We start from the raw sequence: 26,318 nt of genomic DNA on the forward strand, positions 1-26,318 counted from the left end.
CCTTGAGGATCGCGTCCATGAATCAGCCCAGTGCCAGCCGTGTCAGCCGCGAACTGCGCGGTCACCTATTCCTGATCGGCCTGGACCGGGTCGCCAAGCGCAATGCCTTCGACCTGGAGCTGCTCAACCAGCTGAGCCTGGCCTACGGCGAGTTCGAAGCCAGCAGCCAGGCGCGGATCGCCGTGGTGTTCGGCCACGGCGAGCACTTCACCGCGGGATTGGACCTGGCCAATGTCGGTGCTGCCCTGGCCCAGGGCTGGCAGGCACCACCCGGCGGCTGCGACCCTTGGGGCGTGTTCGCCGGACCGCGGGTGAGCAAGCCGGTGATCGTCGCCGTGCAGGGCTACTGCCTGACCATCGGTATCGAGCTGATGCTGGCGGCGGACATCAATCTGTGTGCCAGCAATACGCGCTTTGCCCAGATGGAGGTGCAACGCGGAATATTTCCCTTCGGCGGCGCGACCCTGCGCCTGCACCAACTGGCCGGCTGGGGCAATGCCATGCGCTGGTTGCTCACCGGCGATGAGTTCGACGCCCATGAAGCGCTGCGCCTGGGACTGGTGCAGGAGGTGATGGCCAGTGAGGACCTGCTGCCCCGGGCCGTGGAACTGGCCGAACGCATCGCCCGGCAAGCACCGCTGGGCGTGCAGGCGACGCTGATGTCGGCGCGTCAGGCCCGGCTTGAGGGCGAAACACTGGCCGCTCAGGGCCTGCCGCCGCTGGTGCACAAGCTGATGAACAGCGAGGACGCCAAGGAAGGGGTGCGAGCGATGATCGAGAAACGCCCCGGGGTGTTCAAGGGCTGTTGAACCGGCTGGCCGGCGGATCGTCTTCGCCGGCCAGCCGTGGCCTGACAGGGGTTTAAGTGGCGGGGCGAATGGCCTTGATCAGCGGCTGCAGGGAGTAACCCAGGCGCGGGGCCAGGGCTTCGGCCCGGGCATTCAGAGCTGGCAGATCGAGCGTCTGATCAAGATCGGAGGGCACGATCAAAATCACGTTGCCTTCCTTCACCGGCAGCTCCCAGTAATGCCGGTGATAGAGCCCGCGCAACAGCGCGGCGCCCAAGGGCTTGCCATCATCGGTGGCCCATTGGTTGATCACCAGCCAGCCCCCGGGATTGAGGCGCTTCTGGCAGTTTTCCAGAAACCCCCAGGCCAGATGGCCAACGCCGGGGCCGACATCGGTGTACAGGTCGACGAAGATCAGGTCGGCGGATTCGGCGCTGTCCAACAGCTCCAGGGCATCGCCGATTCTTATATATAGACGCGGATCGTCGTCCAGCCCCAGGTACTCGATGGCCAGGCGCGGCACATCCGGACGCAGTTCGATGGCCTCGACGTCTTCCAGGGGCAGGAACTTCAGGCAGGCCTGGGTCAGGGTCCCGGCGCCCAGGCCGAGAAACAGTGCGCTCTCCGGCGCCTCATGACACAGGGCACCGATCAGCATGGCCCGGGTGTAGTCGTACTCCAGCCAACTGGGGTCGGCGGTGAACACGCAGCTTTGCTCGATGGCGTCGCCAAATTCGAGGAAGCGGTAGTCCGCCACTTCCAATACCCGAATCATGCCGAACTCGTCATGAACCTCGGCGAGCACACGCTCGACGCGCTCCTCAGTCATTTCATCTCCTAGTCGCGGGGCCCGCAATCGGGCCGGCGCGAGAAACCAACCGCTCGGCAGCGAGCGGGAAAGGCGCGATTGTCGGCCAAGCGAGAGGAGCAGGTCACGCACTAATTTGCTGCTAACATGCCCCTCCCACCGTAAAACACTCGAGTCCGCGATGAGCCAACCCTGGAGCCCCGACAGCTGGCGCGCCCTGCCGATCCAGCAACAACCCCAGTACCCCGACGCCGCACATCTGCTGCAGGTCGAGCAGACCCTGGCCAGTTATCCACCGCTGGTGTTTGCCGGTGAGGCCCGGGAGTTGCGCCGCCAGTTCGCCGAAGTCACCCAGGGTCGCGCCTTCCTGCTGCAGGGCGGCGACTGCGCCGAAAGCTTTGCCGAATTCTCCGCGGCGAAAATCCGCGACACCTTCAAGGTGCTGCTGCAGATGGCGATTGTCATGACCTTTGCCGCCGGCTGCCCGGTGGTCAAGGTCGGACGCATGGCCGGGCAATTCGCCAAACCGCGCTCGGCCAACGACGAAACCATCAATGGCGTGACCTTGCCGGCCTATCGTGGCGACATCGTCAACGGCATCGGTTTCGATGAGAAAAGCCGGGTACCGGACCCGGACCGCCTGCTGCAGTCCTATCACCAGGCCACCGCCACCCTGAACCTGCTGCGGGCCTTTGCCCAGGGCGGGTTTGCCGACCTGCATCAGGTGCACAAGTGGAACCTGGACTTCATCGCCAACTCGGCCCTGGCCGCGAAGTACAGCCAGCTGGCGGATCGCATCGATGAAACCCTGGCCTTCATGCGCGCCTGCGGCATGGACAGCTCGCCGCAACTGCGCGAAACCAGCTTCTTCACCGCCCACGAAGCGCTGCTGCTCAATTACGAGGAAGCCTTCGTCCGTCGCGACAGCCTGACCAACGACTACTACGACTGCTCGGCCCACATGCTGTGGATCGGCGACCGCACCCGCCAGCTCGACGGTGCCCACGTCGAGTTCCTGCGCGGGGTGAACAACCCGATCGGGGTCAAGGTCGGCCCGAGCATGAACACCGAGGAACTGATCCGCCTGATCGATATCCTCAACCCGAGCAACGATCCAGGCCGGCTCAACCTGATCGTGCGCATGGGTGCCCACAAGGTCGGCGACCACCTGCCACAGCTGATCCGCGCGGTCGAGCGCGAAGGCAAGCAAGTGCTCTGGAGCTCGGACCCGATGCACGGCAACACCATCAAGGCCAGCAGCGGCTACAAGACCCGGGATTTCGCGCAGATCCTGAGCGAGGTCAAAGAGTTCTTCCAGGTGCATCAGGCCGAAGGCAGCTATGCCGGCGGCATCCATATCGAGATGACCGGACAGAACGTCACCGAGTGCATCGGCGGCGCCCGCCCGATCACCGAAGACGGCCTGTCGGACCGCTATCACACCCATTGCGACCCGCGGATGAACGCCGACCAGTCCCTGGAACTGGCCTTCCTGATCGCCGAGACGCTCAAACAGGTCAAGCGTTGAGAAGCGCTTTCGCGGGCAAGCCCGCTCCTACAAGGGCAGCGTAGGAGCGGGCTTGCCCGCGAAGCTCTTCACGCCATGACCTCACGCAGACGGCGTGCGCCGTCACGTCGGCAATTGAGCTGAATCTGCTCCAGCCCCAGCCAAGTGGCCATCTGCCGTAGCTGCCCGGCCAACGCCACCACCCCCTCCTCGTCCAGGCCTGGCTCCTCCTCATGCACCGCATGCACCGCCAGGCAGCCTTGGGCTCGCTCCGCCCGCAGCTCGATGCGGGCGACAATCCGCTCGTTGTGCAGGAACGGCAGCACGTAATAGCCATAGACCCGCTTATGCCTTGGCGTGTAGATCTCCAGCCGATAGCGGAAGTCGAACAGCCGCTCGGTGCGACTGCGCTCCCAGATCAGCGAATCGAACGGTGAGAGCAACGCACTGGCGTCGACCTGGCGCGGCACCCTGACCTGCGGCAGACAGTAGGCCGGATGGCGCCAGCCCTGCACTTCGCAGCTCAACAACTCGCCGGACTCCAGCAACTCCGCCAGCCGCGCACGGCTGTCGCCGGGATCCAGGCGAAAGTAGTCTCGCAGGTCCTTCTCCGTGGCCACGCCCAGGGCCCTGGCCGCGTGCACCAGCAAGCCGCGCTGGGCCTGGGCTTCGTCCAGCGGCGACTGCTGGAGAATGGCCGCCGGCAGCACCCGCTCCGGCAAATCGTAGAGGCGCTCGAAGCCACGACGCCCGGCCACCGTCACTTCACCGGCGGCGAACAACCATTCCAGGGCGTGCTTTTCATCGCTCCAATCCCACCAGGGCCCGGCGCGCTCCTCGCGGGTGGAAAGGCTGCCGGCACCCAGCGCGCCCTGCTCTTGGACCGCCGCCAGAACCCGACGGACCGTGACCAGGCGCTCCTGGCCAAAACGCGCCAGCTGCGAATAGATGCCCTGCCCTTGCCGCGCCCGCTGCATCCGCCAGCGCAGCAACGGGTACATGGACATGGGCAGCAACGACGCCTCATGCCCCCAGTATTCGAACAAGGTGCGTTGCCGGCCCTGACTCCAGGCGGCCTGGTCGAGCAAGGCCTGTGGATAACTGCCCAGGCGGGAGAACAGAGGCAGGTAATGCGCCCGCACCAGGGCATTGACCGAATCGATCTGCAGCAGGCCCAGGCGCTCGATCTGTCGATTGAGCCCCGCGGCCTTGATCGTTGCCGGCGGCCGACGCCCGCCGAAACCCTGGGCGGCCAGGGCCAATCGGCGAGCTTGCTTGAGTGAGAAAGAACATTCTGCGGGCATGGGGGAGTCTCCTTGTCTGCCCGCACGCTAGCGCACCGGGAACCGGCTTGTGTAGCACCCTTGCCGCTATTTATGCATTGGGTCGTCCCAGAACGGGCGGACCCGCTCATGCTCGACATCGACCCGCGTGAGCCCCAGGTCCTTCAACGCCTCATCGCTCAGCCCGGCCAGCATCCGGCGCTCGCGCCCAAGCTCATACCAGCGCATGACCCGACGCCACAGGCCGCTGAAGGCCAGCGCCTGAAATGACAGCTTGTGGACCAGCACATAACCCTTTTGACCTTTCATCATCTTGCCCTCCAGTGGGGATGACGACAGTGTCTGCCGGGGCTTAAGATCAATCCAACGAATGTTTCTTATGCCATACATCTCAGGATTTGATGCAATGTCCCAGTTCCCCAGCATCGATACCGAAGTTCTGCGCACCTTCGTCGCCATCGCCGATGAAGGCGGTTTTACCCGGGCCGGCGAGCGGGTCAATCGCACTCAATCCGCGGTGAGCATGCAGATGAAGCGCCTGGAGGAAGACGTACTGCAGCGCCAGCTGTTCCAGCGCGACGGGCGCCAGGTCAAGCTCACCGCCGAGGGCCAGGTGCTGCTGGGCTACGCCCGACGCATCCTGAAACTGCATAGCGAGGTGTTCAATACCCTGCGCGAGCCGCACATGGTGGGCCTGGTACGCATCGGCACCCCGGATGACTATGTGATGCGCTTTCTGCCGGGGATTCTGTCGCGCTTTGCCCAAAGCTATCCGCTGATCCAGATCGAGGTGCATTGCGAGTCAAGCAAACAGCTGTTGCAACGCCAGGACCTGGACCTGTCCATCGTCACCCGCGAGCCGGGCAGCGAGATCGGCCAACTGCTGCGCAAGGAGCGCTTCGTCTGGGCCGTGGCCCAGTGCTTCAATCCCCACGAGCAAACACCTCTGCCCCTGGCAATGTTCAACAGCGACTGCTTCTGCCGGCTCTGGGCCTGCAACGCTCTGGACGCTGCGGGCCTGGACTACCGCATTGCCTACAACAGTTCCAGCCTGTCGGCGATCATGGCGGTGGTCAGCGCCGGGCTGGCGGTCACCGCCCAATTGGAAAGCCTGATCACCCCGGACATGCGCATCCTCGGCGAGGCACAGGGGCTGCCGCAATTGCCGGAAGCCAGCATCATGCTGGTGCGCAACCTCAACAATCCCTCCCCGATCACCGAATGCCTGGCAGAGCACATCGTCGAAGGCTTCAAACTTTGAAGGCCAGCATCACGGCACACACCACCAGGAAACCGCAGAACAACCCACGCAACAGGCGCTCGGGCAAGGCATGAGCCACCTTCACCCCCCAACTGATGCTCAACAGACCGCCGGCCGCCAACGGCAGGCCGATCATCCAGTCCACCTGATGATGCAAGCCGTAGGTCACCAGGGTCACCCCGGTGCTCGGCAGCGCCAGGGCCAGGGACAGCCCCTGCGCCACCACCTGGGTGGTGCCGAAGATGCTGGTCAATACTGGCGTGGCCACTACCGCTCCGCCCACGCCGAACAAACCGCCCATGGCCCCGGAAGCGGCGCCCAGAACCCCCAGCCAAGGCCAGGAATAACGCATCTGCGTGCTGGCCGGCGCGCTGCTCATGAACATGCGCAGCAGGTTGTAGGCCGACAGCACCAGGAGAAAGACGACAAAGCCGATACGCATCTTCTGCGCGTCAATGCCCACCGCCCAGATCGAGCCGAGCCAGGCGAAACAAAAGCCCATCAGCGCCAGCGGCAGGGCATGGCGCAGTTCGATGCGGTTGCGCTGGTGATAACGCCACAGCGCCAGCATCACATTGGGCACCACCATCACCAGCGCGGTGCCCTGGGCAATCTGCTGGTCCAGGCCGAACATGACCCCCAGCACCGGAATGGCGATCAAACCGCCACCGATCCCGAACAGACCGCCCACCGTGCCCAGGGCTGCGCCCAACAACAGATACATCACTAACTCGATCAAAGCGTCTCTCCTCACCCGAGAGCTGCATGCTACGCAGTCGGCCCTGGCTCGGAAACGCACAGCAACGCACAATGGCTGTGCCGTTTTCGCATAAGCGACCTGATCATGAATCCCAATATCCTCACCGAACAACTGGGGCTGTTTCTCGATGTGCTGGAAGCCGGGAGCTTTTCCGCCGCGGCCCGCCGTCATCCCCTGACCCCTTCCGCCGTGGCTCGGCGCATCGACAGCCTGGAAAATGCCGTGGGCACCCCACTGTTCATGCGCACCACCCACGCGGTAGTCGCTACTGCGGCGGGCCTGGCCTTCGCCGAACGGGCCCGGCGCATCGTCGCTGAACTGCAACTGGCTCGCGCCGAAGCGGTGTCCTTGAGCCACGCCCCGGAAGGCCTGATCCGCATCGATGCCCCGGCCGCCTTCGGTCGCCGCCATCTGGCACCGGCCATTGCCGACTTCCTGGCGCTCTATCCGGGGCTGGACGTGCAGTTGCACCTGATCGACAGCTTCGTCGACATGCAGGGCTCGCATCTGGGCAAGGTCGATCTGGTCCTGCGCGCAGGCCAGCGGGTGGATACGCGAATGGTCGCCACGTCCCTGGCCAGCATCGTGCGCATCGCCTGCGCCAGCCCGTCCTACCTGAAAAACCGCGGCATCCCGACCCATCCCGCCGAACTCAGCCAGCACGATGGCCTGGACTGGGACGGGCTGGCGCCGCTGTTTGCCTGGCGTTTCGAGCTTGATGGCCAGGTACAGAGCCATCGCCCCCAGCGCATCCGCCTCAGTGCCAACAATGCCGAAGCGCTGCTTTCCGGGGCCCTGGCCGGCCTGGGGATTGCGCACCTGCCGACCTGGCTGGTGAGCGAATACCTGCTGCGGGGGGAACTGGTGCCGCTGTTCTGCGACGGCGGCCTGCCCAAGCCGGAAACCGCCGGCATCTACGCCTTGCGCATGGAACAGCACCCCAATGCCCGCAGCCGCTTGCTCCTGGAATACCTGAAGAGCCGTTTCAGCCCGATTCCACCCTGGGACCTGGCGCTGCAAAGCGCCATGGGCTAGGCCTGGGGGAAAATTATCTGGCGCATTAAAGACTCGCCCGCTAGATTCAGGACCATTAATGATCAAGGCCAGCCTCATGACCACCCAACCCTCTACCGCGGACACTTGCGAACAGCTGCTGCTGGATAACCAGGTATGTTTCGCCCTGCACTCCACATCGCTGCTGATGACCAAGGTCTACAAGCCATTGCTGCAGCGACTGGGTCTGACCTACCCGCAGTACCTGGCCATGCTGGTGCTCTGGGAGCGCGACGGACTGACCGTGGGCGAGATCAGCCAGCGGTTGCTGACCGATCCGGGCTCACTGACGCCACTGCTCAAGCGCCTGGAAGCCGAGGGCCTGCTGAGCCGGACCCGCAGCCGGGAAGATGAGCGGGTGGTGATTGTGCAACTGACCGAGCAGGGTCGCGCCCTCAAGGATCAGGCCCGGGAAATCCCCCAGTGCATCCTCGGCGCCAGCGGCCGCACGGTGGAGCAGTTGCGCCGGTTGCAGGAGGAGTTGCAGGTACTGCGGGGGCATTTGCAAGACAGCCTTTGAGGCGGCATCGATCAACCAGCTCTCAGCGGCGGGAGCTGGTTTTCGCAATGAAAATATATCTTTTTTAAAATCAACTGCTTGGCGCGAATTGATGGGCTTTTTGCGGTGTTCTCTGAAAAATTATCTTGCGCACCAAATATTAGCGCAGTACATTTATTTCGCACTTACTTGGCGCGCAAACTATTAGCGCAAAAACAATCGATACGAGGCTCTCGCCATGCAAACTCTCTACACCGCTGTTGCAACCGCCACGGGTGGCCGTGATGGTCGCGCCGTCTCCAGTGACAACATCCTCGACGTCAAACTGGCCACTCCCAAGGAGCTGGGCGGTGCCGGTGGGCAGGCCACCAACCCGGAACAGCTGTTCGCCGCCGGCTATTCCGCCTGCTTCATCGGCGCACTGAAGTTCGTGGCCAGCCAGAGCAAGCGCAAGATTCCGGACGACGCCTCGATCACCGCCCATGTCGGCATCGGTCAGATCCCTGGCGGCTTTGGCCTGGATATCGATCTGCATGTGCGCCTGCCCGGCCTGGCCCAGGATGAAGCGCAAAGCCTGGTGGACGCGGCGCATCAGGTCTGCCCCTACTCCAACGCCACCCGCGGCAACGTCGATGTGCGCTTGCACGTTAGCGTCTGAACGGCAAACGCCAGGCATAAAAAAGCCCGACTCGAAGTCGGGCTTTTTCATGTCCAAGGTCAAGCCAGGATCAAACCTTGGCGCGGCCTTTGTAGGAACCGCCTTCGCGGGTATCGATCTCGATCATGTCGCCGATCTCGATGAAGTCCGCAACGCTCAGCTCGGTACCGTTTTTCAGTTTGGCAGGCTTCATCACCTTGCCCGAAGTGTCGCCGCGAGCGGAACCTTCGGTGTAGTCAACCTGACGCACGATGGTGGTCGGCAGGTCAACGGAAACCAGACGGTCTTCGAAGAACACGGCTTCGCAAACGTCGGTCATGCCTTCTTCGATGAACGGCAGAACCGCTTCGATGTCTTCGGCGTTCAGCTCGTACATGGTGTAGTCGGTGGTGTCCATGAACGTGTAGGTGTCACCGCTGATGAACGACAGGGTCGCTTCTTTGCGATCCAGGATCACGTCGTCCAGCTTGTCGTCCGCACCGTAAACGGTTTCGGTCTTGTAACCGGTCAGCAGGTTCTTCAGCTTGGTCTTCATGATCGCGCTGTTACGACCGGACTTGGTGAATTCAGCTTTCTGAACCAGCCAAGGATCGTTGTCGATACGGATCACGGTACCGGGTTTGAGTTCTTTACCAGTTTTCATTGCGAATATCCGAATTTGGATGGGATTTACAAAAATCTAGGCCGCGTATCATATCCAATTTAGGTAAAACTGCACCAGCGCCGCAGCAAGATCGGCCTGCAAGCCTTGTTCCAGACACCATTGCTCGGCATGTGCGGCGACTTCCGGCCAGTGTTGCAGCAGGTTTTTCCAGGGTTCGGCCATCGCGGCCTCGGTATTCCAGGCCTGCCACAGGGCCAGTACCGCCGCCTTGGCGCCCGGGGAAAGTGCCCGGGTGTACAGGGCAAGAAAGGCCTCGAGCTTGTCCAGGTGAATATCTTCGTCCTGGCGATAGATATGCCAGAGCATCGGCCGCCCGGCCCATTGTGCGCGCACGAAGGAATCCTCCCCGCGCACCGCGTTGAAGGCGCAGCACCACAGCAAACGGTCGTAATCTTCCTGGCGCACAAAGGGCAAGACCTGGACCGTCAGCGACTGACGCACCTGCAGACTGCCGACCGTCAGAGATTCCACTCCCAGCCAGCGCTGCACGTCGCCCAGAATACGTCCTTCAGGCACCAGCAAATGAGTCGGTCGCGCATCGGCGGCCAACGCCTCCAGCCAACTGCCAAGACCGGCGTTTTCGTAGGCAAACAGCGACATCAAGCGGCTATCGGCGGCGGGAGTCACTCCCAGGCCCTGCAGAAACTCCTGCTGGGCCTGGCGATCGGCCTGAAAATGCCGGCGGCGCTCAAGCAACCCGGCTTCGCGCAGCAAACCGCCGGTATCAGGCTGGAATCCGGGGAAGAAAAAGTACTTCTGTACGCCACGAAACTTCACTGACGGCAGGCCGTGGCAGCCACTGACCCAGTCTTCCGCACTCAGGTAATCCAGGTTCAACCACAGGGGCGCCCGCTCGCGGTCGGCCATGGCCTCCATATAGGCGTGGGGCAACTGGCAGGCGAACGCGGCAATCACCACATCCGCGGCCGCCTCAGCCTGCCACTGGGCCGACCAGTGCCGCACCTCGACCCCATCCTGTTCCTGGCGCTGCCGCTGGGTGTCAATTTCCGGGCAAATCCTTTCAAAGGCCCGCAGATCATCGACCCACAAGCGCACCGCGCATTGATGCTCGGCCACCAACTGCCGGGCCAGACGCCAGGTCACGCCGATGTCGCCGTAGTTGTCGACGACGCTGCAAAAAATGTCCCAGGAGGCTTTCATTCCAGTCCCCGATTGGCAAAGGCGCCGATTGTCCGCATAAATGCTCCTGCGCAGAAGAGCCAACCTCGATTAATCTTCGTGCGACAATCAGCCCTCGCCCACTACCGCCCGCCAGGAGGCAACCATGTCCTATCGCCCGCCCGCTCGTCGCCCCTTGCGCATCAGCTTCAATGCCCTGGCGCTCAGCGGCAGCATTGCCCTGGGCTTGTGGCTGGGTTTTCTGGCGATTGCCCTGACTTGCTGGCTGGGTTCGCACTTTCTCTTCAGCCAGCAACTGGCCCCTGTGGCGCAAGCCGTACAGCAATTGGCGAAGCCGCCGGTAGTGGCGCCGGAGCCGCCCAATCGGATGTTCGAGCAATATCAGGACAACCTGCGCAAGAACGAAGAACTGCAATCCCTGGATAACGCTCGCAGCAATCCGCGCAACCTGTCCAACCCCAAATGCCAGTTCTGGTTGCAGCAGGACCAGACCGCACCCAGTGACAAGAGCCGGGCCAATGTCCTGCAATTCTGTAATTGATCATGAATAAACAGTCTGTCTGCCAACTGATTCTGCAACAGCTCCGGGACGACCTGGAGGTCGCGGTACGGGCCGCACAAACCGCCTACGAAACCGCCACCCATGAAGAGAACATCGCCGAGAACAAGTACGACACGCTGGGACTTGAGGCGTCCTACCTGGCAGCCGGGCAGGCTCGCCGGGTCGAGGAGATCCGCCAGGCATTGAGCCTCTGGCAAAACCTTGGCCTGCGTCCCTACGACGCGCAGTCAGGGATCCAGGTCGGCACGCTGTTGGGACTTGAGGATGAAAATGGCCGCGAACAATGGCTGTTTCTCGGTCCGGATGGAGCGGGCTTGAAAGTCCAGGTGGTCGGACAGCTGGTAACCGTCATCACCCCGCGCTCCCCGCTGGGCAAAAGCCTGTTGGGCAAGTTCGAGGAGGATGAGGTGGAAATCGTGGTGGCGGGGACTCGGCAACACTTCACTGTCACCGAGGTCCGCTAGGATCAGTGAACCGGCAGTTCGACGCCGTCGAACAGTTCTTCCAGTTCCTGCTTGTTGTGGCAGGCAATGGCCTTGGCCATGACTTCGCGAGTCAGGTGCGGAGCGAACTTCTCGATGAAGTCGCACATGAAACCGCGCAGGAAGGTGCCGCGACGGAAACCGATCTTGGTGATGCTCGACTCGAACAGCTCACTGGCATCCAGGACCACCAGGTCGCTGTCGAGCTTGGTGTCGACGGCCATCTTGGCCACGATGCCCACGCCCAGCCCAAGGCGCACATAGGTCTTGATCACGTCGGCGTCGGCGGCGGTGAACACCACCTTTGGCGTCAGGCCGCGATGACTGAAGGCTTCGTCGAGCTTGGAGCGGCCGGTGAAACCGAACACGTAAGTGACGATCGGGTACTCGGCCAGGGTTTCCAGAGTCAGTTTCGGCAACTTGGTCAGCGGGTGGCCCTGTGGCACCACCACGCAACGGTTCCAGCGGTAGCACGGCATCATCACCAGATCGCCAAACAACTCCAGGGCCTCGGTAGCGATGGCGAAATCCACGGTGCCGTCGGCGGCCATTTCGGCGATCTGCATCGGTGAGCCCTGGTGCATGTGCAGGGCCACATCCGGGTATTGCTTGATGAAGCTGCTGATCACCGGAGGCAAGGCGTAACGCGCCTGGGTGTGAGTGGTGGCAATCGACAGGGTGCCTTTCTTCTCGTTGGAGAACTCCTGGGCGATCTGCTTGATGCTTTCGACCTTGCGCAAGATCTCGCCGGCGGTAGTGATGATCCGCTCGCCGGCCGGGGTCACCCGCGTCAGATGCTTGCCACTGCGAGCGAAGACCTCGACCCCGAGCTCGTCCTCGAGCAGACGGATCTGCTTGCTGATACCCGGTTGCGAGGTGTAAAGGCTTTGCGCGGTGGCTGAAACGTTGAGGTCGTGGTGCGCCACTTCCCAGATGTAGCGCAATTGTTGAAGCTTCATATGAATCCCTCAAAGCAGGTAGACGCCACGGGTATCAGCGACGGTATATAACTATATTAATGGTCAGGAGAATAAATCTAGAACTTTTATTCAGATTTTTCCATTCCGCCCTCAGGCATCCCCCTGCCGTCGACGCTGGACCAGCGGCACCAGGTAAACCGGCACTTTGGACAACTGCAAAACCCGTGATGCGGTGCGCCCCAGAGGAGTTTGCGCACCGACCCCGTGGCTGTGACTTCCTACGATCAGCAAATCCACCGAGAGTTTCCCCGCCTGCTCCAGAATCACTTGGGACGGGTCCCCCTGAAGCACCCGCACCGACTGGATCAAGCTCAGGTCGTGCATGCCTTCACCCAGCTCCTCGCGAAAACTGTCCAGTACCCGCTGTTCGATATTGGCCATCACGGTGCTCAGGCCCTGGCGATGAAACTCGTTCAGCGACTGCTCGTCCAGATAGCTCTGCAACACCGATTCGGCGAACAATCCCATGGGCTCCACAGCGTGCACTACATGTAAGTCGGCATTGAACGTTCGAGCCAGCTCCAGGGCATGCTGCATGACAAAGGGAGCGTACAGACCGAGGTCCGTGGCATACAGCATCGAACGAATCATATGACCTCCTCAACTGCCAAGATGGCGGAGATGGATTCAGCTTAGCAGTGCCAGGAACTGTGGGAGGCTGGAGGCAAAACCACCAGGTTTCGGGCTCAAGTCCTGGCTTCGTTGCTGATGCCATGAGGCACATGACCGGTAGCGACCACCTCGCGAGCGGACTCGCAATGACCGGCCTGGTCGTCGAAAAAAACATCGGCGGCGAAGGCTTCGAGAAAGGCCGCTTTCTCCAGGCCGCCCAGGAACAGGGACTCGTCGAGACGGATGTTCCACTCGCGCAAGGTGCGAATGACCCGCTCATGGGCCGGTGCCGAGCGGGCGGTGACCAGGGCCGTGCGGACCGGGCAGGCGTCGTCGGCAAACTCGCCCTGAAGCAGATTCAGCGCCGCCAGAAACCCCTTGAAAGGTCCTCCGGGCAGAGGCTCACGCGCCGACTGCCGCTCACTGGCCTGAAACGCTTCCAGACCTGCGGCCTGGTAGACCCGTTCCGAGTCGTCGGAAAACAGCACCGCATCGCCATCGAAGGCGATGCGCAGTTCGCCATTGGCAGCGCGTCGGGCCCCACCGGAAAGGATTGTTGCAGCGGCGAATCCGGCCTCCAGTGCGCTGCGGACATCGTCGGCATGAGTGGAGAGAAACAGATCGCTGCCGAAGGCTGCCAGGTAGGGATAGGGACTGCGCCCCCCCACAAATGCCGCACGGGAGATACCCAGGCCGTAATGTTCAATCGAGTTGAACACCCGCAGGCCGGTGTCGGCACTGTTGCGCGACACCAGCACCACCTCGACCCGCGCCCGACCCAGGCTGGCATTCAGGCTCAGGAGTTTCTTCACCAATGGAAAGGCATCGCCTGGCTCAAGAATCTCGTCCTCGTGCTCGATCTGATATTGCCGATAGGCTTCGACGCCCTGGGCCAGATAGACCTTATGGCTTTCGCTCAGGTCGAATAGAGCGCGCGAAGAGATTGCCACCACCAGTTTGCCATCCAGTCCCTTTGCCATACCGCTCCCCCTTCAGGTCATAAGCTCAAACATGGTGCCGGTCGATAAAACACAGGCTCTGGTACAACGCCCGGATTTTCGGCAACTCGCAACCCGCGGCCCGTGCCGCTGCCAAAGGTGCAGCATAAATAGCCGCCAACTCCAGAGGGCGCTGATGCAGAAAATCGTGGTACATGCTCGGCCAATAATCGGGCATGTGCTCAGTGGACCTGAACAGTTGCTGTGCATAAGCCTCAGGGATCACATGACCGCAAGCCGCAGCCCCCTGCAAGACTTCCTGCATCAGGTCCTGAATCAGCTCGCGACTGGCCGGGTCGGCCATGAGCGGCGTGGTGCTGGCCTTGAGTAGCACCGACAGGCCGTTGTACGGCACATTCCACACCAGCTTCTGCCAGCGCGCCTGATGCAGATTGTTCATGGCCTGGGAGTCGAGCCCGGCAGCACGAAACAACGCCGCCCCCTCCTCGACCAGCGCCTGGCTCAGGGCCGGATCGGCACTGGCCGGACCACTGTGGTACCCCAGGTTCACCGCCCCCAGAGCCTGGTGTTCGATCTGGCCGGGGCCCGCGCGATGCACGCAGATAAAGCACAAGCCGCCTAACAGATGCAGCGTGTCGGGGAGCTCGGCACGCAAGGCGTCCTCCACGTCCAGCCCGTTTTGCAGCAACAGCACCTTGGCCCCAGGCGCCGCCGCCTGGATGATCGCCGGCGCCAACTGGACATTGTTGGTGGTCTTGGCGCCCACCAGCAGCCAGTCACAAGGTGGCATCTCTTCGGCACTGGCGTATGCCTGCACCGGCTTCAGGCTCAACACCCCATGCTGGGCGCTATTGACCCGCAGTCCCTGCTCCACCACCGCGGAGAACTCGCTGCGCAGCAGAAAATGCACGTCGAAACCGGCCCGCGCCAGCATCACCCCGTAAAAACCTCCGATCGCTCCGGTTCCGATAATGCCTATACGCGGCTTACGGTCTGCACCCATCAAGGCAACTCCTCTGGCATTCGATTGAGCGCCTGACGCAGGCCCGCAATGAGCGCATTGGGCGTCAGCCGCGATTCTAAGGATCCATAAAACTCACCGTCGCGCACCACGAACAGCGCAGGCAGGTGAAACACCTGATAGCGCTCCACTGCCCCACCGTTGTCGCCCGCATCGACCCAGCACAGGCGCGCGACCGGCAGTCCCATCCCGGGCAGCTGTGATCGTGCCCAGCGACAACCGGAGCAACCGGGGGAGGTGAAAACCACCAGGGAAACGCCATCCAGTCTCAGTAATTGCTGGTCGATGTCGAAGTCGGTCAGTTCCAATTCGATCACTATACTGGGGGAAATAATGTCAAATGGACGACACTCGGAGTCTGCGGTCATGGGACGTTTTCTGCCTCATCCTGATGATGTTCCGGTTGAACTGACCCTGCGCAAGTACGCCTGCATTTCGCGCCAGCGGTTGCACACTATCAGCCTCGGTGGCATGGCGTGCAATTACCACCGCGCCTGGCGCCACGGCACCGCGCTGGAAGTGCACATGCCCTCGCTGGGGGAAAACGCACGCTACAACGGTTATGTTGCCTGGTGCCTGAAACGCAAGCGCGGCTATCTGGTGGGTATCGCCTTCGTCGATGAGCAAACCCTGTTCAGCGCTCGCATGGGCGAGCAGGTGTGCCAGATCGCCCGCTACTGCCGCCTGCATGAACCGCTAAGCGAACAGCAATGCATCGAAGCCCTGGCTCTGGATTGGGTCGAACGGCATGCAGAAGACTATTCGCAAGACCGTGTACACCAGGCTTTTGTGCAGCCTTAGCCCAATAAAACCGCCCCTTGCCCATTGTAGAGTCACCGGCTAACGCGCTAAGGTTCCGCTCCCCGACGCGCTCAAATCCGCTGTGCTCCGCCGCGCGGGGATCGCTGGCGGCCGGCACCCGTGACCTGACGAGTAACACGATGGCTGATTTACCGATCAACGACCTAAACGTCGCCTCCAACGAGACCCTGATCACCCCTGATCAACTCAAACGAGACATCCCGCTGAGCGACACCGCCTTGCGCACCGTGACCAAGGGTCGCGAAGTGATCCGCAACATCCTCGACGGCACTGACCATCGGTTGTTCATCGTCATCGGGCCCTGCTCGATCCACGACATCAAGGCAGCCCACGAGTACGCCGAGCGACTCAAGGCCCTGGCGGCGGAAGTTTCCGACACCCTGTATCTGGTGATGCGCGTTTACTTCGAGAAACCGCGGACCACCGTTGGCTGGAAAGGCCTGATCAACGACCCGTACCTGGACGACTCGTTCAAGATTCAGGACGGTCTGCATATTGGTCGCCAGTTGCTGCTGGACCTCGCGGAAATGGGTCTGCCCACTGCCACTGAAGCTCTGGACCCCATCTCCCCGCAATACCTGCAGGACCTGATCAGTTGGTCGGCCATTGGCGCCCGCACCACGGAATCCCAGACCCACCGCGAGATGGCTTCCGGCCTGTCCTCTGCCGTGGGCTTCAAGAACGGCACCGACGGCGGCCTGACGGTAGCGATCAACGCCCTGCAATCGGTTTCCAGTCCCCACCGCTTCCTGGGGATCAACCCACAGGGCGGCGTGTCGATCGTCACCACCAAAGGCAACGCCTACGGCCACGTAGTACTGCGTGGTGGCAATGGCAAGCCCAATTATGACTCGGTCAGTGTCGCGGTCTGCGAACAGGCCCTGAGCAAGGCCAAGATCAAGCCGAACATCATGATCGATTGCAGCCACGCCAACTCCAACAAGGATCCGGCGCTGCAACCACTGGTCATGGAGAACGTCGCCAACCAGATCCTCGAAGGCAATCAGTCGATCATCGGCCTGATGGTGGAAAGTCATCTGAACTGGGGTTGCCAGGCCATTCCAAAAGACTTGTCGGACCTGCAGTACGGGGTGTCGATTACCGATGCCTGCATCGATTGGGAAAGCACCGAGAAAACCCTGCGCAGCATGCACGCCAAGCTCAAGGATGTACTGCCGAAACGCGATCGCAGCTGATCACATTCGCCAGACACAAAAACGCCGGGCCAAGCCCGGCGTTTTTCATGGTCGCCCCGATCAGAGCTTCGCGGCGTGACGCTGATGGCGTTCCATGTAGCGTTCTACATAGGAGCAGGAAGGAATCACTGTGTAGCCCATACGTTCGGCGTACTCCAGTGCCTGCTCGGTCAGCGCCGCGGCAATACCGCGCCCACGCAACGCATTGGGCACGAAGGTGCGGTAGATATCCAGGGTTTGCTTACCCAGGTCCATATAGGTCAGGTAGGCACGATGACCGTCCACATTGGTCTCGAACTGATGACCAGCCTGGTCATGGTGGATGGACAACGCCTCGCTCATCACTACTCCTTGCGGGTCTGGAATGCTGACCCCTACCTTACCGATGTTTTTCCGGCGAAGGAACAACTTACGCCACCTCGTGCCAGTCGGACGCCGAGTAGAAGCTACCGCTCTTGCATCGCGAGCACGTTACAAAATAGTAGGCGCCCTTGGCGCAAATGCTCAAGCCACACTCGTCACAGATCAGCGCAAATACTCCAATCGGGCCTTGCAGGAACCACTGCCCGGTTCAGCGCATGAATGGGTTGAGGCTATACATCGCCGGATGCTGGAACTTAAGACGAACAGCGCCTCTTAAAGTCACCGGCGAGATGGATAAAGATAGGCCAAGGCTGCGCGGAATCTGAAGAAAAGTGTCGGTCACGCAATATAGAACGACATTAGCCTAGACTCCAAAACAGCGATCGGAAAAGTCCGTGAGCAATGCTGGCAAACGAGCAGCACCCTCTGGCAGAGCCTTGCGATTGAATATTTTTTATACAACCGCCCAAAAAGTTGCTCGAAAAAGAATCACCACCTAGAATTTTTTTTGCTTCTTGCGCTACGTCAGTTTACTTACTACAAGTAATGGGTAGTATGTACGCCGGTTATTTCCCCACTCTGGGGGGATAGCTACTAATAGAAAGTCCTTGAAGGGGAACACGATGAACAACGTTCTGAAATTCTCTGCTCTGGCTCTGGCCGCAGTTCTGGCTACCGGTTGCAGCAGCGTATCCAAAGAAACCGAAGCTCGTCTGACTGCTACTGAAGATGCAGCCGCTCGTGCTCAGGCTCGTGCAGACGAAGCCTACCGTAAAGCTGATGAAGCTCTGGCTGCTGCTCAAAAAGCACAACAGACTGCTGACGAAGCTAACGAGCGCGCTCTGCGTATGCTGGAAAAAGCTAGCCGCAAGTAATAGTCCCTCGGGATTGTTAACAAGCCGATCCATTTTTTGGATCGGCTTTTTTATTGCCCGGAGTTTTTCACCGGCAATAAAAAACCCGCCGCTGCCAGTCGACATCGGCGGGTTTCTGTTGCAGCGCTTACTGCTGCAGATCGTAGGACAGGTTGGACGTCGATGCCGCAGGCGCTGCGGTCGTCGGTACCGCGATCTCCACTGGCAGCCCGTCTTCGGCGGCCACTACATCACGCACCACGTCCCAGTTCATACGCAGGTTATTGGCAAGATCTTCGCGCTTGAGCAAGGCATTGATCACCGCAGTGTGTTTATCGACCACTGAAGGATTGCCCTTGTCATCCAATGGCGTGTGCGCTTCCAGATAGACTTTTCCGCCACTGACGCCGAACTTGTACGGCTCGTTGATGATGCGCACCGAAGTTCCGACCGGAACCATGCCAGCCATCTCCAGCACGTTGTTGTTGAGCATGCGGAAACAGCCATGGCTGGTGCGCATGCCAATACCAAACTTCTTGTTGGAACCGTGAATCAGGTAGCCGGGGGTGCCCAAGGTGAACTTGAATGGTCCCAAGGGGTTGTCCGGCCCGGCAGGTACGACGCTTGGCAACGGGTCACCGTCGGCAGCGTGTTCTGCCCGGATCGACGCCGGTGGCGTCCAGGTCGGATTCGGAGTCTTCGCGGTGATGCTGGTGTGCGCGATCGGCGACCCCCAGCCCTCACGCCCAATGCCCAGGGGGAAGGTGTAAACCACATTCCGCCCTTTGGGAAAGTAGTACAGGCGATACTCCGCCAGGTTGATCACGATGCCTTCACGAGGCCCGGGAGGCAGGACAAAGCGAGTCGGCAGGACCACCTCGGTGCCGGCTCCCGGCAACCAGGGATCGACCCCCGGGTTGGCTGCCACCATTTCCAGGTAGCCCAGGTCGTAGGCGGTACCCAGATCTGCAAAGGTGTCTTCGTACTTGGCCTTGATCACCTGCACCTGGCCGACGATATCTTCACCGGGCGGCGGTAGAGGCAATTCCAATGCTGCAACGGGACCGGCCACACACAATGCGGCAAGTGTCAGGCAGCGGGTGACGGCAGGGAGGCGCGGCAACATCCGGATAATCCTTCGCATGAACAACGAGTGATAGAAACGCGATTGTACACCCCCGCCCCGAGGCTACGGGAGCCAAGCGGGGAGACAAGCACAGACACATGAAATCCCTGTCGCAACGGTCGGCGATCGACCGCCTACAGCTCGAAGCGCAGCTCAGGCCAGATCGGTGGCGTCCCGCGCTTTTGTGACTCCAGGATCGCCCGACACAGAGGGCAGAGTCGCTGGTCCTGGAAAATCGTCCGATCCACGCTCGACCAGCGTGGCTGCGCAGGCAGCAAGGTGCCGCACAAGGTCCGGTCGGCCGAACCACCCAATTCCAACTGCCGAGTCACCAGATGCACCCGAACTTCCTGACAGGCGAACAGGTCAAGCTGCTCATCAGGCTCGATCAGTTGATAGGCAAACAGGGACCAGGCGGGACGCGGCATCGGGGGCTCCAAATCGGGGGCGCCACATTAGCCGAAACACTGCCACTAGAAAAGCGTCAAAGCAGCGGTTTTAGCGTCGGCCAGACATTTTCCAGCAACTTGCCCTGGGCCGCTGCCGCGGGGTGCAAACCGTCCGCCTGCATCAGTTCGGGATGACCGCCGACCCCTTCGAGAAAAAACGGCACCAGGGCCACCTGCTTGTCGCTGGCCAACTGGCTATAGACCTGGGCGAACGCCCGGGTGTAGCGCACACCGTAATTGGGCGGCAACTGCATGCCCAACAGCAGGACCTTGGCCCCATCGGCCTGGGCACTGTCGATCATCGACGCAAGATTTTGTTGCAATTGCTGTGGCGGCTGGCCGCGCAAGCCATCGTTGCCACCCAATTCAAGGATCACCACTTGCGGCTTATGTGCTGCAAGCAGCGCCGGCAGCCGCGCCTGCCCCCCCGCACTGGTGTCGCCGCTGACCGAGGCGTTGACGACCTTGTCGCTAAAACCCTGGTCCTTGAGCCGCTTCTCCAGCAGGGCCACCCAACCATCGCGGGTATCCAGGCCGAAAGCCGCACTGATACTATCGCCCACGATCAGGACCGTACCCGCCGCTGCGTTCTGGGCCATGCACATCAAGGCCAGGCCGGCACTCAAAAACCATACACGCATCGGATTCTCCATGGGCGCAAGCATTCTCACTGCGCGGAACCTTAGCAAAGTGGTTCCCAGCGCGGAAGGTGAACTGACCATCCTGCACGAACTCGACCTGGAGCTGAATCAGGGCGACAGCCTGGCCATCGTCGGCGCCTCCGGCTCCGGCAAATCCACCCTGCTCGGCCTGCTGGCCGGACTCGACCTGCCCAGCAGCGGTGAAGTGACCCTGGCCGGTCAGGCCCTGAGCCGCCTGGATGAGGACCAGCGGGCGCGGATCAGGGCCGAACACGTGGGATTCGTATTCCAGTCCTTTCAACTGCTCGACAGCCTCAATGCTCTGGAAAACGTCATGCTGCCCCTGGAACTGGATGGCCGCCGTGACGCCCGAGAGCGAGCCACCGAGTTGCTGCAGCGAGTCGGCCTCGGCCAGCGCCTGAGCCACTCGCCACGCCAACTGTCCGGCGGCGAGCAGCAACGAGTAGCTATCGCCCGGGCCTTTGCCGCCGAACCCGATGTGCTGTTTGCCGATGAGCCCACTGGCAACCTCGACAGTCACACCGGCGAACGCATCAGTGACCTGTTGTTCGAACTCAACAAGGAAAGCGGCACCACCCTGGTGCTGGTGACCCACGATGAACGCCTGGCCCATCGCTGCCGGCGCCTGATCCGTCTTGAAGCGGGCTTGCTGGTCGCCCCTCTGGAGCCTTGATGGCACGCATGCCACTGTTGCGCCTGCTGAGCCTCGCCGTCCGCCAGTTGCTGCGCGACGCCCGCGCCGGCGAGTTGCGCGTATTGTTCTTTGCGTTGCTGGTCGCCGTGGCGGCAAGTACCGCCATCGGCTATTTCGGCGCCCGTCTCAATGGCGCCATGTTGTTGCGCGCCACCGAGTTTCTCGGCGCTGACCTGCTGTTGGAAGGCAGCTCGCCGGCACGCCCGGAACAAATCGACAGTGGGCGCGAACTTGGGCTGGAGCATGCACGCATTGTCGAATTCTCCAGCGTCATCGCCACAGACAACGGCATTCAGCTGTCGAGCATCAAGGCCGTGGACTCCGCCTACCCGCTGCGCGGCCAGCTCAAGAGCGCAGCAGCTCCCTACGCCAGCGAAGAGTCGGGCGGGGGGCCGAAGGCGGGCGAGGCCTGGGTCGAGTCACGACTGCTGACCGCGCTGAACCTGAAGATCGGAGACAGCATCGATGTCGGCCTGCAGACCCTGCGCCTGGCGCGGGTCCTGACCTATGAGCCCGACCGGGCCGGCAACTTCTACAGCCTGACGCCCCGGGTGCTGATCAGCCTGGATGACCTGCAAGCCACCGGCGTCGTCCAGCCTGGCAGCCGGGTCAGCTACAAGGAGCTCTGGCGCGGCCCCGCCGCAGCCCTCGAACACTACCGCCAATTGATCAAGCCGGGACTGGCAGCCAACCAGCGACTGCAGGACGCCCGAGATGGCAACCAGCAGATCGGCGGCGCCCTGGGCAAGGCCGAGCGCTACCTGAACATGGCCAGCCTGGTGGCAGTGCTGCTGTCGGGTGTCGCCGTGGCCTTGTCAGCCAATCGCTTTGCCGCCCGCCGCTTCGATGCCAGCGCCCTGTTGCGCTGCCTGGGCTTGTCACGCCGGGAAACCATGCTGCTGTTCAGCGTGCAGTTGGCAGTGCTGGGGCTGCTGGCCAGCCTCGCCGGCGCGCTGCTGGGCTGGCTGGCCCAGCTTGGCCTGTTCTACCTGTTGCATGATCTTTTGCCCAACGACGTGCCACCTGGAGGACTGCTGCCAGCCATCGCCGGGATTGGCACCGGGCTGGTCGCCCTGGCGGGATTCGCCTTGCCGCCCCTGGCCGCACTGGGACGGGTCCCGCCATTGCGGGTCCTGCGGCGCGACCTGCTGCCGATTCCCTCCAGCACCTGGATGATCTATGGCGCCGCGCTATTTGCCCTGGGCCTGATCATGTGGCGCTTGAGCCTGGATCTACTGCTGACCTTCGCCCTGCTCGGTGGCGGCCTGATCGCTGCACTGTTCCTGGGCGGATTGCTGCTGTTGCTGCTGCAAAGCCTGCGTCGCCTGCTGGCCCGGTCGTCCCTGCCCTGGCGCCTGGGGCTGGGCCAATTACTGCGTCACCCCCTGGCGGCGGCCGGGCAATCCCTGGCCTTCGGCCTGATTCTGCTGTCCATGGCCTTGATCGCCCTGCTGCGGGGCGAGTTGCTGGATACCTGGCAGAACCAGTTGCCCAAAAATGCCCCGAACTACTTTGCCCTGAATATCCTGCCGGCCGAAAAGCAGGCTTTCAGCGATCGCCTGGTACAACTCTCGGCGCCCTCAGCACCGCTGTATCCGGTGGTTCCCGGACGCCTGGTGAGTATCAATGGCGAACCTGTGAGGGAGATTGTCAGCAAGGACTCCAGTGGCGACCGGGCCGTTCAGCGTGATCTGAGCCTGACCTGGGCCGCTGATCTGCCTGCCGGCAACAGCATCACCGAAGGCCAATGGTGGTCGAGCCAGACCGATGACCCGGTGCCTGGCGTGTCCGTGGAGGCCAAGGTGGCGCAAAGCCTGAAGCTGAAACTGGGTGACCGCTTGATCTTCACCGTGGCGGGAGTCAATCGGGAGGCCCAGGTCACCAGCCTGCGCAGCATCAACTGGGACAACTTCCAACCGAACTTCTTCATGATCTTCCAGCCAGGCACCCTGAAGGACCTGCCCGCCACCTACCTCACCAGCTTCTATCTGAGTCCAGGTCACGACCAGCAGATCGTCGAACTGTCCAGGGCTTTCCCGGCAGTCACCATCCTTCAAGTGGAGGCCCTGCTGGAGCAGCTGCGCAGCATCCTGGCCCAGGTCACTCTGGCGGTGGAATATGTGTTGCTGTTTGTCCTGGCGGCGGGAATGGCCGTGCTGTTTTCCGGCCTGCAAGCCACCCTGGACGAACGCATTCGCCAGGGTGCGCTGCTGCGCGCCCTCGGTGCCGAACGACGGTTGCTGATCAAGGCCCGACGGATCGAGTTCGGCTTGCTTGGCGCGGTCAGCGGCCTGCTGGCGGCCCTGGGCAGCGAACTGATCAGCCTGGTGCTCTACCGGTTTGCCTTCGACTTGCCCTGGCACCCCCACCCCTGGCTATTGCTGCTGCCGGTGATTGGCGCGCTGCTGATAGGCGGAGCCGGAATTTTCGGCACCCGCCGGGCGTTGAACGCCAGCCCCTTGAGCGTCCTGCGCGAAGGATGAAGACTCATGGCTCGCCAGCGCCGGCTGCCGAGCCTACTTCACGTACTCGATCTGGTTGATCCACCAGCAGGTTTCACCCGCCGGGGTATGAACAATGGCTTCGTCGCCCACTTCCTTCTTCAGTAGCGCCCTGGCCATCGGCGAGTCGATGGAAATGTAGTCCTTGCGCAGATAGATCTCGTCATAACCGACGATACGAAAGCGCTTGATCTCGGCGGCCTCGTTTTCCACTTCGACCCAGGCACCGAAAAATACCCGGCCTTCCTGCTCCGGGGCATAGGTCACCACTTTCATGTCTTCCAGACGCTTGCGGATGTAGCGCACCCGACGATCAATCTCCCGCAGCAGCTTCTTGTTGTACTGATAGTCGGCATTCTCGCTGCGATCCCCCAGGGACGCCGCCCAGGTGACCTTCTGGGTGATGTCCGGACGTTTCTCCCGCCACAGATAATCCAGCTCCTGCTTCAGTGCGTCGTAACCATCCTGTGTGATGAGCTTGGTACTCAATTGGCTTGTCACCTTCCAGCCTTGTAGCGGCTGTTCTGTTATTTGAATTAACCGTTGAACCCGGCCGATCTCGGGCGGCTGCTCTCCCCGCGCATCGTTAACGCAGCACTATCAGATTTGTCCGATTTAGATTTCAGAGAGGTCGGCCAATCATAGAGCCAAACCGCCGAGGCTTACGGCCTCAGACACATTTTAAGCAACAGAGTTTGCACTCGGCGCGCCTGACAACCTGCAACCGACCTCCGCAAAGAACCCGCCACCAACGACCAAAACCTCTAAAAAACAAAGGGAATGCACTAAATGGGCAACATCATTATCGTCGATGACCACCCACTGATCCGACTGGCCATCAGGTCGGTGCTGGAACCCCATCACCACACCATCGTCGCTGAAGCCGACAACGGTGCGGACGCCGTGCAGTTGGTGCGCAAACACATGCCGGACCTGTTGATCCTCGACCTGGGGATTCCCAACCTGGACGGGTTCTCGGTCATCGCCCATATCAAGTCCGCGGACCTGCATGTGAAAACCCTGGTCCTGACTTCAAGCGACTCGAAGAACTTCGCCTTGCGCTGCCTGCAGGCCGGAGCCGCGGGCTTTCTGTGCAAGACCGAGAATCTTCACGAACTGGCCAATGCAGTGAAGGCCATTCTGTCCGGGTACAGCTACTTCCCGGAAGACACTATCAATATCCTGCAGCAGAACACCAATGCCGCCAGCCAGGAAAGCGTACTGATCTCCCGCCTGACCGATCGCGAGATCACAGTCCTGAAACTGCTGGCCACCGGCCTCAACAATCAGCAGATTGCCGACGCCCTGCTGATCAGCCACAAGACCGTCAGTACCTACAAAGTGCGTTTGCTCAAGCGCTTCAACATTTCCAACCTGGTAGCCCTGGCTGAACTGGCAAAGCGCAATGCGGTTGTTTGAATAGCCAGCCCCGATCAGTGCATGAGCAAGGAGCATCCGCCACAGCTGGAGATACGCCAGCCACTGTCTGCTCGATGCAATCACTATCTAAATACGGCGCAGTCAGCAGCAAGCTGCACAGCGCCGTCGGAGCCGCCGAACCACTAGCGGCGAATGATCAGCCCTTGGCGAGCGACGCGGGTCAATTGCTTGATGACTTCAGCGGCGTGCTCGGCACTGGGTGCCGGAATGACCGCCAGATCAAAGCTGTCACTGGCAAAACGTGCCAGGGACTCGCCCTCTTCGACGAACTGGATCAGAAATGCCGCCGGGCCCGCGGAACGCCGCGGCCAGCCATCGAGATAACGCAACAGGGTGGGTTGGTGCTTGCCGCCAAGAAGAATTTTCGGGTTGCGCTGGGAAAGACTCGCCGTGAGCGGCGCAAGACGTACAAGGGGGCGTGGTGCATTCATCGTATTGTGTCTCTGCCTCTGGTTTCTGCCGGGCAGGTGAGAGGCAACACCGAACCAGCGCTTTAGCGGTATTTCGAAGCCTGCCTGCAGCTTCTATCGATGGTCTTTCGACTCACCTGGCGCCCCGCAAGTAGCTGTTTAAATCGGCGCATGGGCAGCATCCTAGAGAAGCCGGCCGGTCAGTGTCAAGATTTCGCAGCAACGAAAAAGGCCTGCACAGGCAGGCCTTGGAATTTCTCCTAAGGGTTGATCCAGAGCGTCCGAAAGCCACCAGCGACGGACGAATCAAGCCCACGGATTACTTGGCGATCGTTGCATCCAGCGACAGTTTGCCGGCGCCTTCAAACAGCACGGCAAGGGTACCGCCCAGCAGCGCCAGGGCGAATTCATAGCCATTGTTGGCCATGAACAAACCGTGGCTGATATGCACCGAAAAGATTGCCACCAGCAGGGTGAACGACAGGCCCAGCGCAGCAGGACGCGCCAACAGGCCAATGATCAGCGCCAGACCCGCGAAGAACTCGGTACCACCGGCCAGCAACGCCATCAGATACCCCGGCGCCAGGCCGATGCTCTCCATCCACTGAGCCGTCCCCGCCAGGCCGCCACCACCGAACCAGCCAAAGAGTTTTTGCGAACCGTGGGCAGCAAAGATGATGCCGACGAAAATCCGCAAAACGGTCAAGCCATAACCGGCGCGAGTGCTCAGTACGTTTTTGATCAGTGTGCTCATGCTGTGTAGT

General features: G+C 61.5%; 32 protein-coding genes. 14 read left to right on the top strand and 18 right to left on the bottom strand.

Translation table 11 applies throughout. The features are described 5' to 3' along the window. Window positions 1-17: 17 nt before the first annotated feature. Complete coding sequence (locus POS17_RS21315; RefSeq protein ID WP_016968523.1) at window positions 18-809, top strand: crotonase/enoyl-CoA hydratase family protein; 792 nt, start codon at window positions 18-20, stop codon at window positions 807-809. Between the two features lie 52 nt (window positions 810-861). Here POS17_RS21315 and POS17_RS21320 read toward each other — a convergent pair whose 3' ends face one another. Next, on the bottom strand, window positions 862-1,617 hold the full coding sequence (locus POS17_RS21320; protein ID WP_060840411.1) for a spermidine synthase: 756 nt from the start codon (window positions 1,615-1,617) through the stop codon (window positions 862-864). Window positions 1,618-1,777: 160 nt separating this feature from the next. Between POS17_RS21320 and POS17_RS21325 the strand changes: the two genes are divergently transcribed. Continuing rightward, complete coding sequence (locus tag POS17_RS21325; RefSeq protein ID WP_060840412.1) at window positions 1,778-3,124, top strand: class II 3-deoxy-7-phosphoheptulonate synthase; 1,347 nt, start codon at window positions 1,778-1,780, stop codon at window positions 3,122-3,124. Between the two features lie 68 nt (window positions 3,125-3,192). Here the strand turns inward: POS17_RS21325 and POS17_RS21330 are convergent, their stop codons facing one another. Continuing rightward, window positions 3,193-4,407 (bottom strand): winged helix-turn-helix domain-containing protein, encoded by a 1,215-nt coding sequence (locus tag POS17_RS21330; protein WP_060840413.1) that lies wholly within the window; start codon window positions 4,405-4,407, stop codon window positions 3,193-3,195. A 66-nt stretch (window positions 4,408-4,473) separates the two neighbouring features. Beyond that, entirely contained in the window at window positions 4,474-4,695 is a 222-nt protein-coding gene (locus POS17_RS21335) for a DUF1127 domain-containing protein (RefSeq protein ID WP_060841990.1), read from the bottom strand. 97 nt (window positions 4,696-4,792) lie between these two features. On the opposite strand from POS17_RS21335, the gene POS17_RS21340 reads away from it, so the two are divergent. Continuing rightward, on the top strand, window positions 4,793-5,647 hold the full coding sequence (locus POS17_RS21340) for a LysR substrate-binding domain-containing protein (RefSeq protein WP_060840414.1): 855 nt from the start codon (window positions 4,793-4,795) through the stop codon (window positions 5,645-5,647). Here the strand turns inward: POS17_RS21340 and POS17_RS21345 are convergent. Then, complete coding sequence (locus POS17_RS21345) at window positions 5,637-6,386, bottom strand: sulfite exporter TauE/SafE family protein (RefSeq protein WP_060840415.1); 750 nt, start codon at window positions 6,384-6,386, stop codon at window positions 5,637-5,639. The two genes, POS17_RS21340 and POS17_RS21345, sit on opposite strands and share 11 nt — an antisense overlap. Before the next feature lie 105 nt (window positions 6,387-6,491). Between POS17_RS21345 and POS17_RS21350 the strand changes: the two genes are divergently transcribed. The 3 genes from POS17_RS21350 to POS17_RS21360 all read left to right on the top strand — a co-directional run bounded on the left by POS17_RS21350 (window position 6,492) and on the right by POS17_RS21360 (window position 8,617). Continuing rightward, a complete protein-coding gene (locus POS17_RS21350) occupies window positions 6,492-7,442 on the top strand; it encodes a LysR family transcriptional regulator (RefSeq protein ID WP_060840416.1) in 951 nt (316 codons plus the stop codon). Between the two features lie 76 nt (window positions 7,443-7,518). Further along, window positions 7,519-7,980 carry a MarR family winged helix-turn-helix transcriptional regulator gene (locus POS17_RS21355; protein WP_060841991.1) on the top strand — a complete coding sequence of 154 codons (462 nt, stop codon included), beginning with the start codon at window positions 7,519-7,521 and terminating at the stop codon, window positions 7,978-7,980. A 217-nt stretch (window positions 7,981-8,197) separates the two neighbouring features. Next, complete coding sequence (locus POS17_RS21360; RefSeq protein WP_060840417.1) at window positions 8,198-8,617, top strand: organic hydroperoxide resistance protein; 420 nt, start codon at window positions 8,198-8,200, stop codon at window positions 8,615-8,617. A 70-nt stretch (window positions 8,618-8,687) separates the two neighbouring features. Here POS17_RS21360 and POS17_RS21365 read toward each other — a convergent pair whose 3' ends face one another. Continuing rightward, the gene (locus POS17_RS21365) at window positions 8,688-9,260 is read right to left on the bottom strand and encodes an elongation factor P (RefSeq protein WP_007931398.1); all 573 of its coding nucleotides are present in this window, start codon (window positions 9,258-9,260) and stop codon (window positions 8,688-8,690) included. 48 nt (window positions 9,261-9,308) lie between these two features. Continuing rightward, complete coding sequence (gene earP / locus POS17_RS21370) at window positions 9,309-10,442, bottom strand: elongation factor P maturation arginine rhamnosyltransferase EarP (RefSeq protein ID WP_060840418.1); 1,134 nt, start codon at window positions 10,440-10,442, stop codon at window positions 9,309-9,311. A gap of 124 nt (window positions 10,443-10,566) precedes the next feature. Here earP and POS17_RS21375 point away from each other — a divergent pair, with 124 nt between their 5' ends. Both POS17_RS21375 and POS17_RS21380 read left to right on the top strand, forming a co-directional pair. Continuing rightward, complete coding sequence (locus POS17_RS21375) at window positions 10,567-10,962, top strand: hypothetical protein (protein ID WP_060840419.1); 396 nt, start codon at window positions 10,567-10,569, stop codon at window positions 10,960-10,962. Window positions 10,963-10,964: 2 nt separating this feature from the next. After that, a complete protein-coding gene (locus POS17_RS21380; RefSeq protein WP_060840420.1) occupies window positions 10,965-11,447 on the top strand; it encodes a GreA/GreB family elongation factor in 483 nt (160 codons plus the stop codon). A gap of 2 nt (window positions 11,448-11,449) precedes the next feature. Here the strand turns inward: POS17_RS21380 and cysB are convergent, their stop codons facing one another. The 5 genes from cysB to POS17_RS21405 form a co-directional block, all read right to left on the bottom strand. Beyond that, window positions 11,450-12,424: an HTH-type transcriptional regulator CysB gene (gene cysB, locus POS17_RS21385; RefSeq protein ID WP_011062541.1), complete on the bottom strand. Its 975-nt coding sequence runs from the start codon at window positions 12,422-12,424 to the stop codon at window positions 11,450-11,452. A 111-nt stretch (window positions 12,425-12,535) separates the two neighbouring features. Continuing rightward, window positions 12,536-13,036, bottom strand: coding sequence for a universal stress protein (locus tag POS17_RS21390; RefSeq protein WP_060840421.1), 501 nt, complete (start codon window positions 13,034-13,036; stop codon window positions 12,536-12,538). Between the two features lie 95 nt (window positions 13,037-13,131). Further along, on the bottom strand, window positions 13,132-14,037 hold the full coding sequence (locus tag POS17_RS21395) for a 5'-nucleotidase (RefSeq protein WP_060840422.1): 906 nt from the start codon (window positions 14,035-14,037) through the stop codon (window positions 13,132-13,134). 25 nt (window positions 14,038-14,062) lie between these two features. Continuing rightward, the gene (locus tag POS17_RS21400; protein WP_060840423.1) at window positions 14,063-15,019 is read right to left on the bottom strand and encodes a putative 2-dehydropantoate 2-reductase; all 957 of its coding nucleotides are present in this window, start codon (window positions 15,017-15,019) and stop codon (window positions 14,063-14,065) included. After that, a complete protein-coding gene (locus POS17_RS21405) occupies window positions 15,019-15,405 on the bottom strand; it encodes a thioredoxin family protein (protein ID WP_060840424.1) in 387 nt (128 codons plus the stop codon). The genes POS17_RS21400 and POS17_RS21405 overlap by 1 nt, the downstream gene beginning before the upstream one ends. On the opposite strand from POS17_RS21405, the gene POS17_RS21410 reads away from it, so the two are divergent. Together POS17_RS21410 and POS17_RS21415 are read left to right on the top strand one after the other, a co-directional pair. Next, window positions 15,404-15,838, top strand: coding sequence for a PilZ domain-containing protein (locus tag POS17_RS21410; protein ID WP_060840425.1), 435 nt, complete (start codon window positions 15,404-15,406; stop codon window positions 15,836-15,838). The two genes, POS17_RS21405 and POS17_RS21410, sit on opposite strands and share 2 nt — an antisense overlap. A gap of 140 nt (window positions 15,839-15,978) precedes the next feature. Beyond that, a complete protein-coding gene (locus POS17_RS21415; protein WP_016967428.1) occupies window positions 15,979-17,055 on the top strand; it encodes a 3-deoxy-7-phosphoheptulonate synthase in 1,077 nt (358 codons plus the stop codon). Between the two features lie 60 nt (window positions 17,056-17,115). On the opposite strand, the gene POS17_RS21420 is transcribed toward POS17_RS21415, so the two are convergent. Next, window positions 17,116-17,397, bottom strand: coding sequence for a GNAT family N-acetyltransferase (locus tag POS17_RS21420; RefSeq protein ID WP_011062548.1), 282 nt, complete (start codon window positions 17,395-17,397; stop codon window positions 17,116-17,118). A 644-nt stretch (window positions 17,398-18,041) separates the two neighbouring features. Here POS17_RS21420 and oprI point away from each other — a divergent pair. Further along, entirely contained in the window at window positions 18,042-18,293 is a 252-nt protein-coding gene (gene oprI / locus POS17_RS31200; protein WP_003448337.1) for an outer membrane lipoprotei OprI, read from the top strand. Between the two features lie 127 nt (window positions 18,294-18,420). Here the strand turns inward: oprI and POS17_RS21430 are convergent, their stop codons facing one another. The 3 genes from POS17_RS21430 to POS17_RS21440 form a co-directional block, all read right to left on the bottom strand. Beyond that, window positions 18,421-19,398: a L,D-transpeptidase family protein gene (locus POS17_RS21430; protein WP_060840426.1), complete on the bottom strand. Its 978-nt coding sequence runs from the start codon at window positions 19,396-19,398 to the stop codon at window positions 18,421-18,423. 134 nt (window positions 19,399-19,532) lie between these two features. Then, window positions 19,533-19,826, bottom strand: a complete 294-nt coding sequence (locus POS17_RS21435; RefSeq protein ID WP_007931378.1) for a hypothetical protein — start codon at window positions 19,824-19,826, stop codon at window positions 19,533-19,535. A 56-nt stretch (window positions 19,827-19,882) separates the two neighbouring features. Next, entirely contained in the window at window positions 19,883-20,488 is a 606-nt protein-coding gene (locus POS17_RS21440) for an arylesterase (RefSeq protein ID WP_060840427.1), read from the bottom strand. Window positions 20,489-20,498: 10 nt separating this feature from the next. On the opposite strand from POS17_RS21440, the gene POS17_RS21445 reads away from it, so the two are divergent. Further along, window positions 20,499-21,182: an ABC transporter ATP-binding protein gene (locus tag POS17_RS21445; RefSeq protein ID WP_016967432.1), complete on the top strand. Its 684-nt coding sequence runs from the start codon at window positions 20,499-20,501 to the stop codon at window positions 21,180-21,182. Further along, the gene (locus POS17_RS21450; RefSeq protein WP_060840428.1) at window positions 21,182-23,686 is read left to right on the top strand and encodes an ABC transporter permease; all 2,505 of its coding nucleotides are present in this window, start codon (window positions 21,182-21,184) and stop codon (window positions 23,684-23,686) included. Before POS17_RS21445 ends, POS17_RS21450 begins: the two co-directional genes overlap by 1 nt. Window positions 23,687-23,719: 33 nt before the next feature. Here the strand turns inward: POS17_RS21450 and greB are convergent, their stop codons facing one another. Next, window positions 23,720-24,193, bottom strand: coding sequence for a transcription elongation factor GreB (gene greB / locus POS17_RS21455; RefSeq protein WP_060840429.1), 474 nt, complete (start codon window positions 24,191-24,193; stop codon window positions 23,720-23,722). Window positions 24,194-24,493: 300 nt separating this feature from the next. Here greB and POS17_RS21460 point away from each other — a divergent pair, with 300 nt between their 5' ends. Beyond that, the gene (locus POS17_RS21460; RefSeq protein WP_016967435.1) at window positions 24,494-25,123 is read left to right on the top strand and encodes a response regulator transcription factor; all 630 of its coding nucleotides are present in this window, start codon (window positions 24,494-24,496) and stop codon (window positions 25,121-25,123) included. 143 nt (window positions 25,124-25,266) lie between these two features. Here the strand turns inward: POS17_RS21460 and POS17_RS21465 are convergent, their stop codons facing one another. Beyond that, complete coding sequence (locus POS17_RS21465) at window positions 25,267-25,575, bottom strand: hypothetical protein (protein ID WP_060840430.1); 309 nt, start codon at window positions 25,573-25,575, stop codon at window positions 25,267-25,269. 298 nt (window positions 25,576-25,873) lie between these two features. Next, window positions 25,874-26,308, bottom strand: a complete 435-nt coding sequence (locus POS17_RS21470; protein WP_060840431.1) for a DoxX family protein — start codon at window positions 26,306-26,308, stop codon at window positions 25,874-25,876. Window positions 26,309-26,318: the final 10 nt, after the last annotated feature.

The organism is Pseudomonas sp. Os17, from assembly GCF_001547895.1.
Classification (GTDB): domain Bacteria; phylum Pseudomonadota; class Gammaproteobacteria; order Pseudomonadales; family Pseudomonadaceae; genus Aquipseudomonas.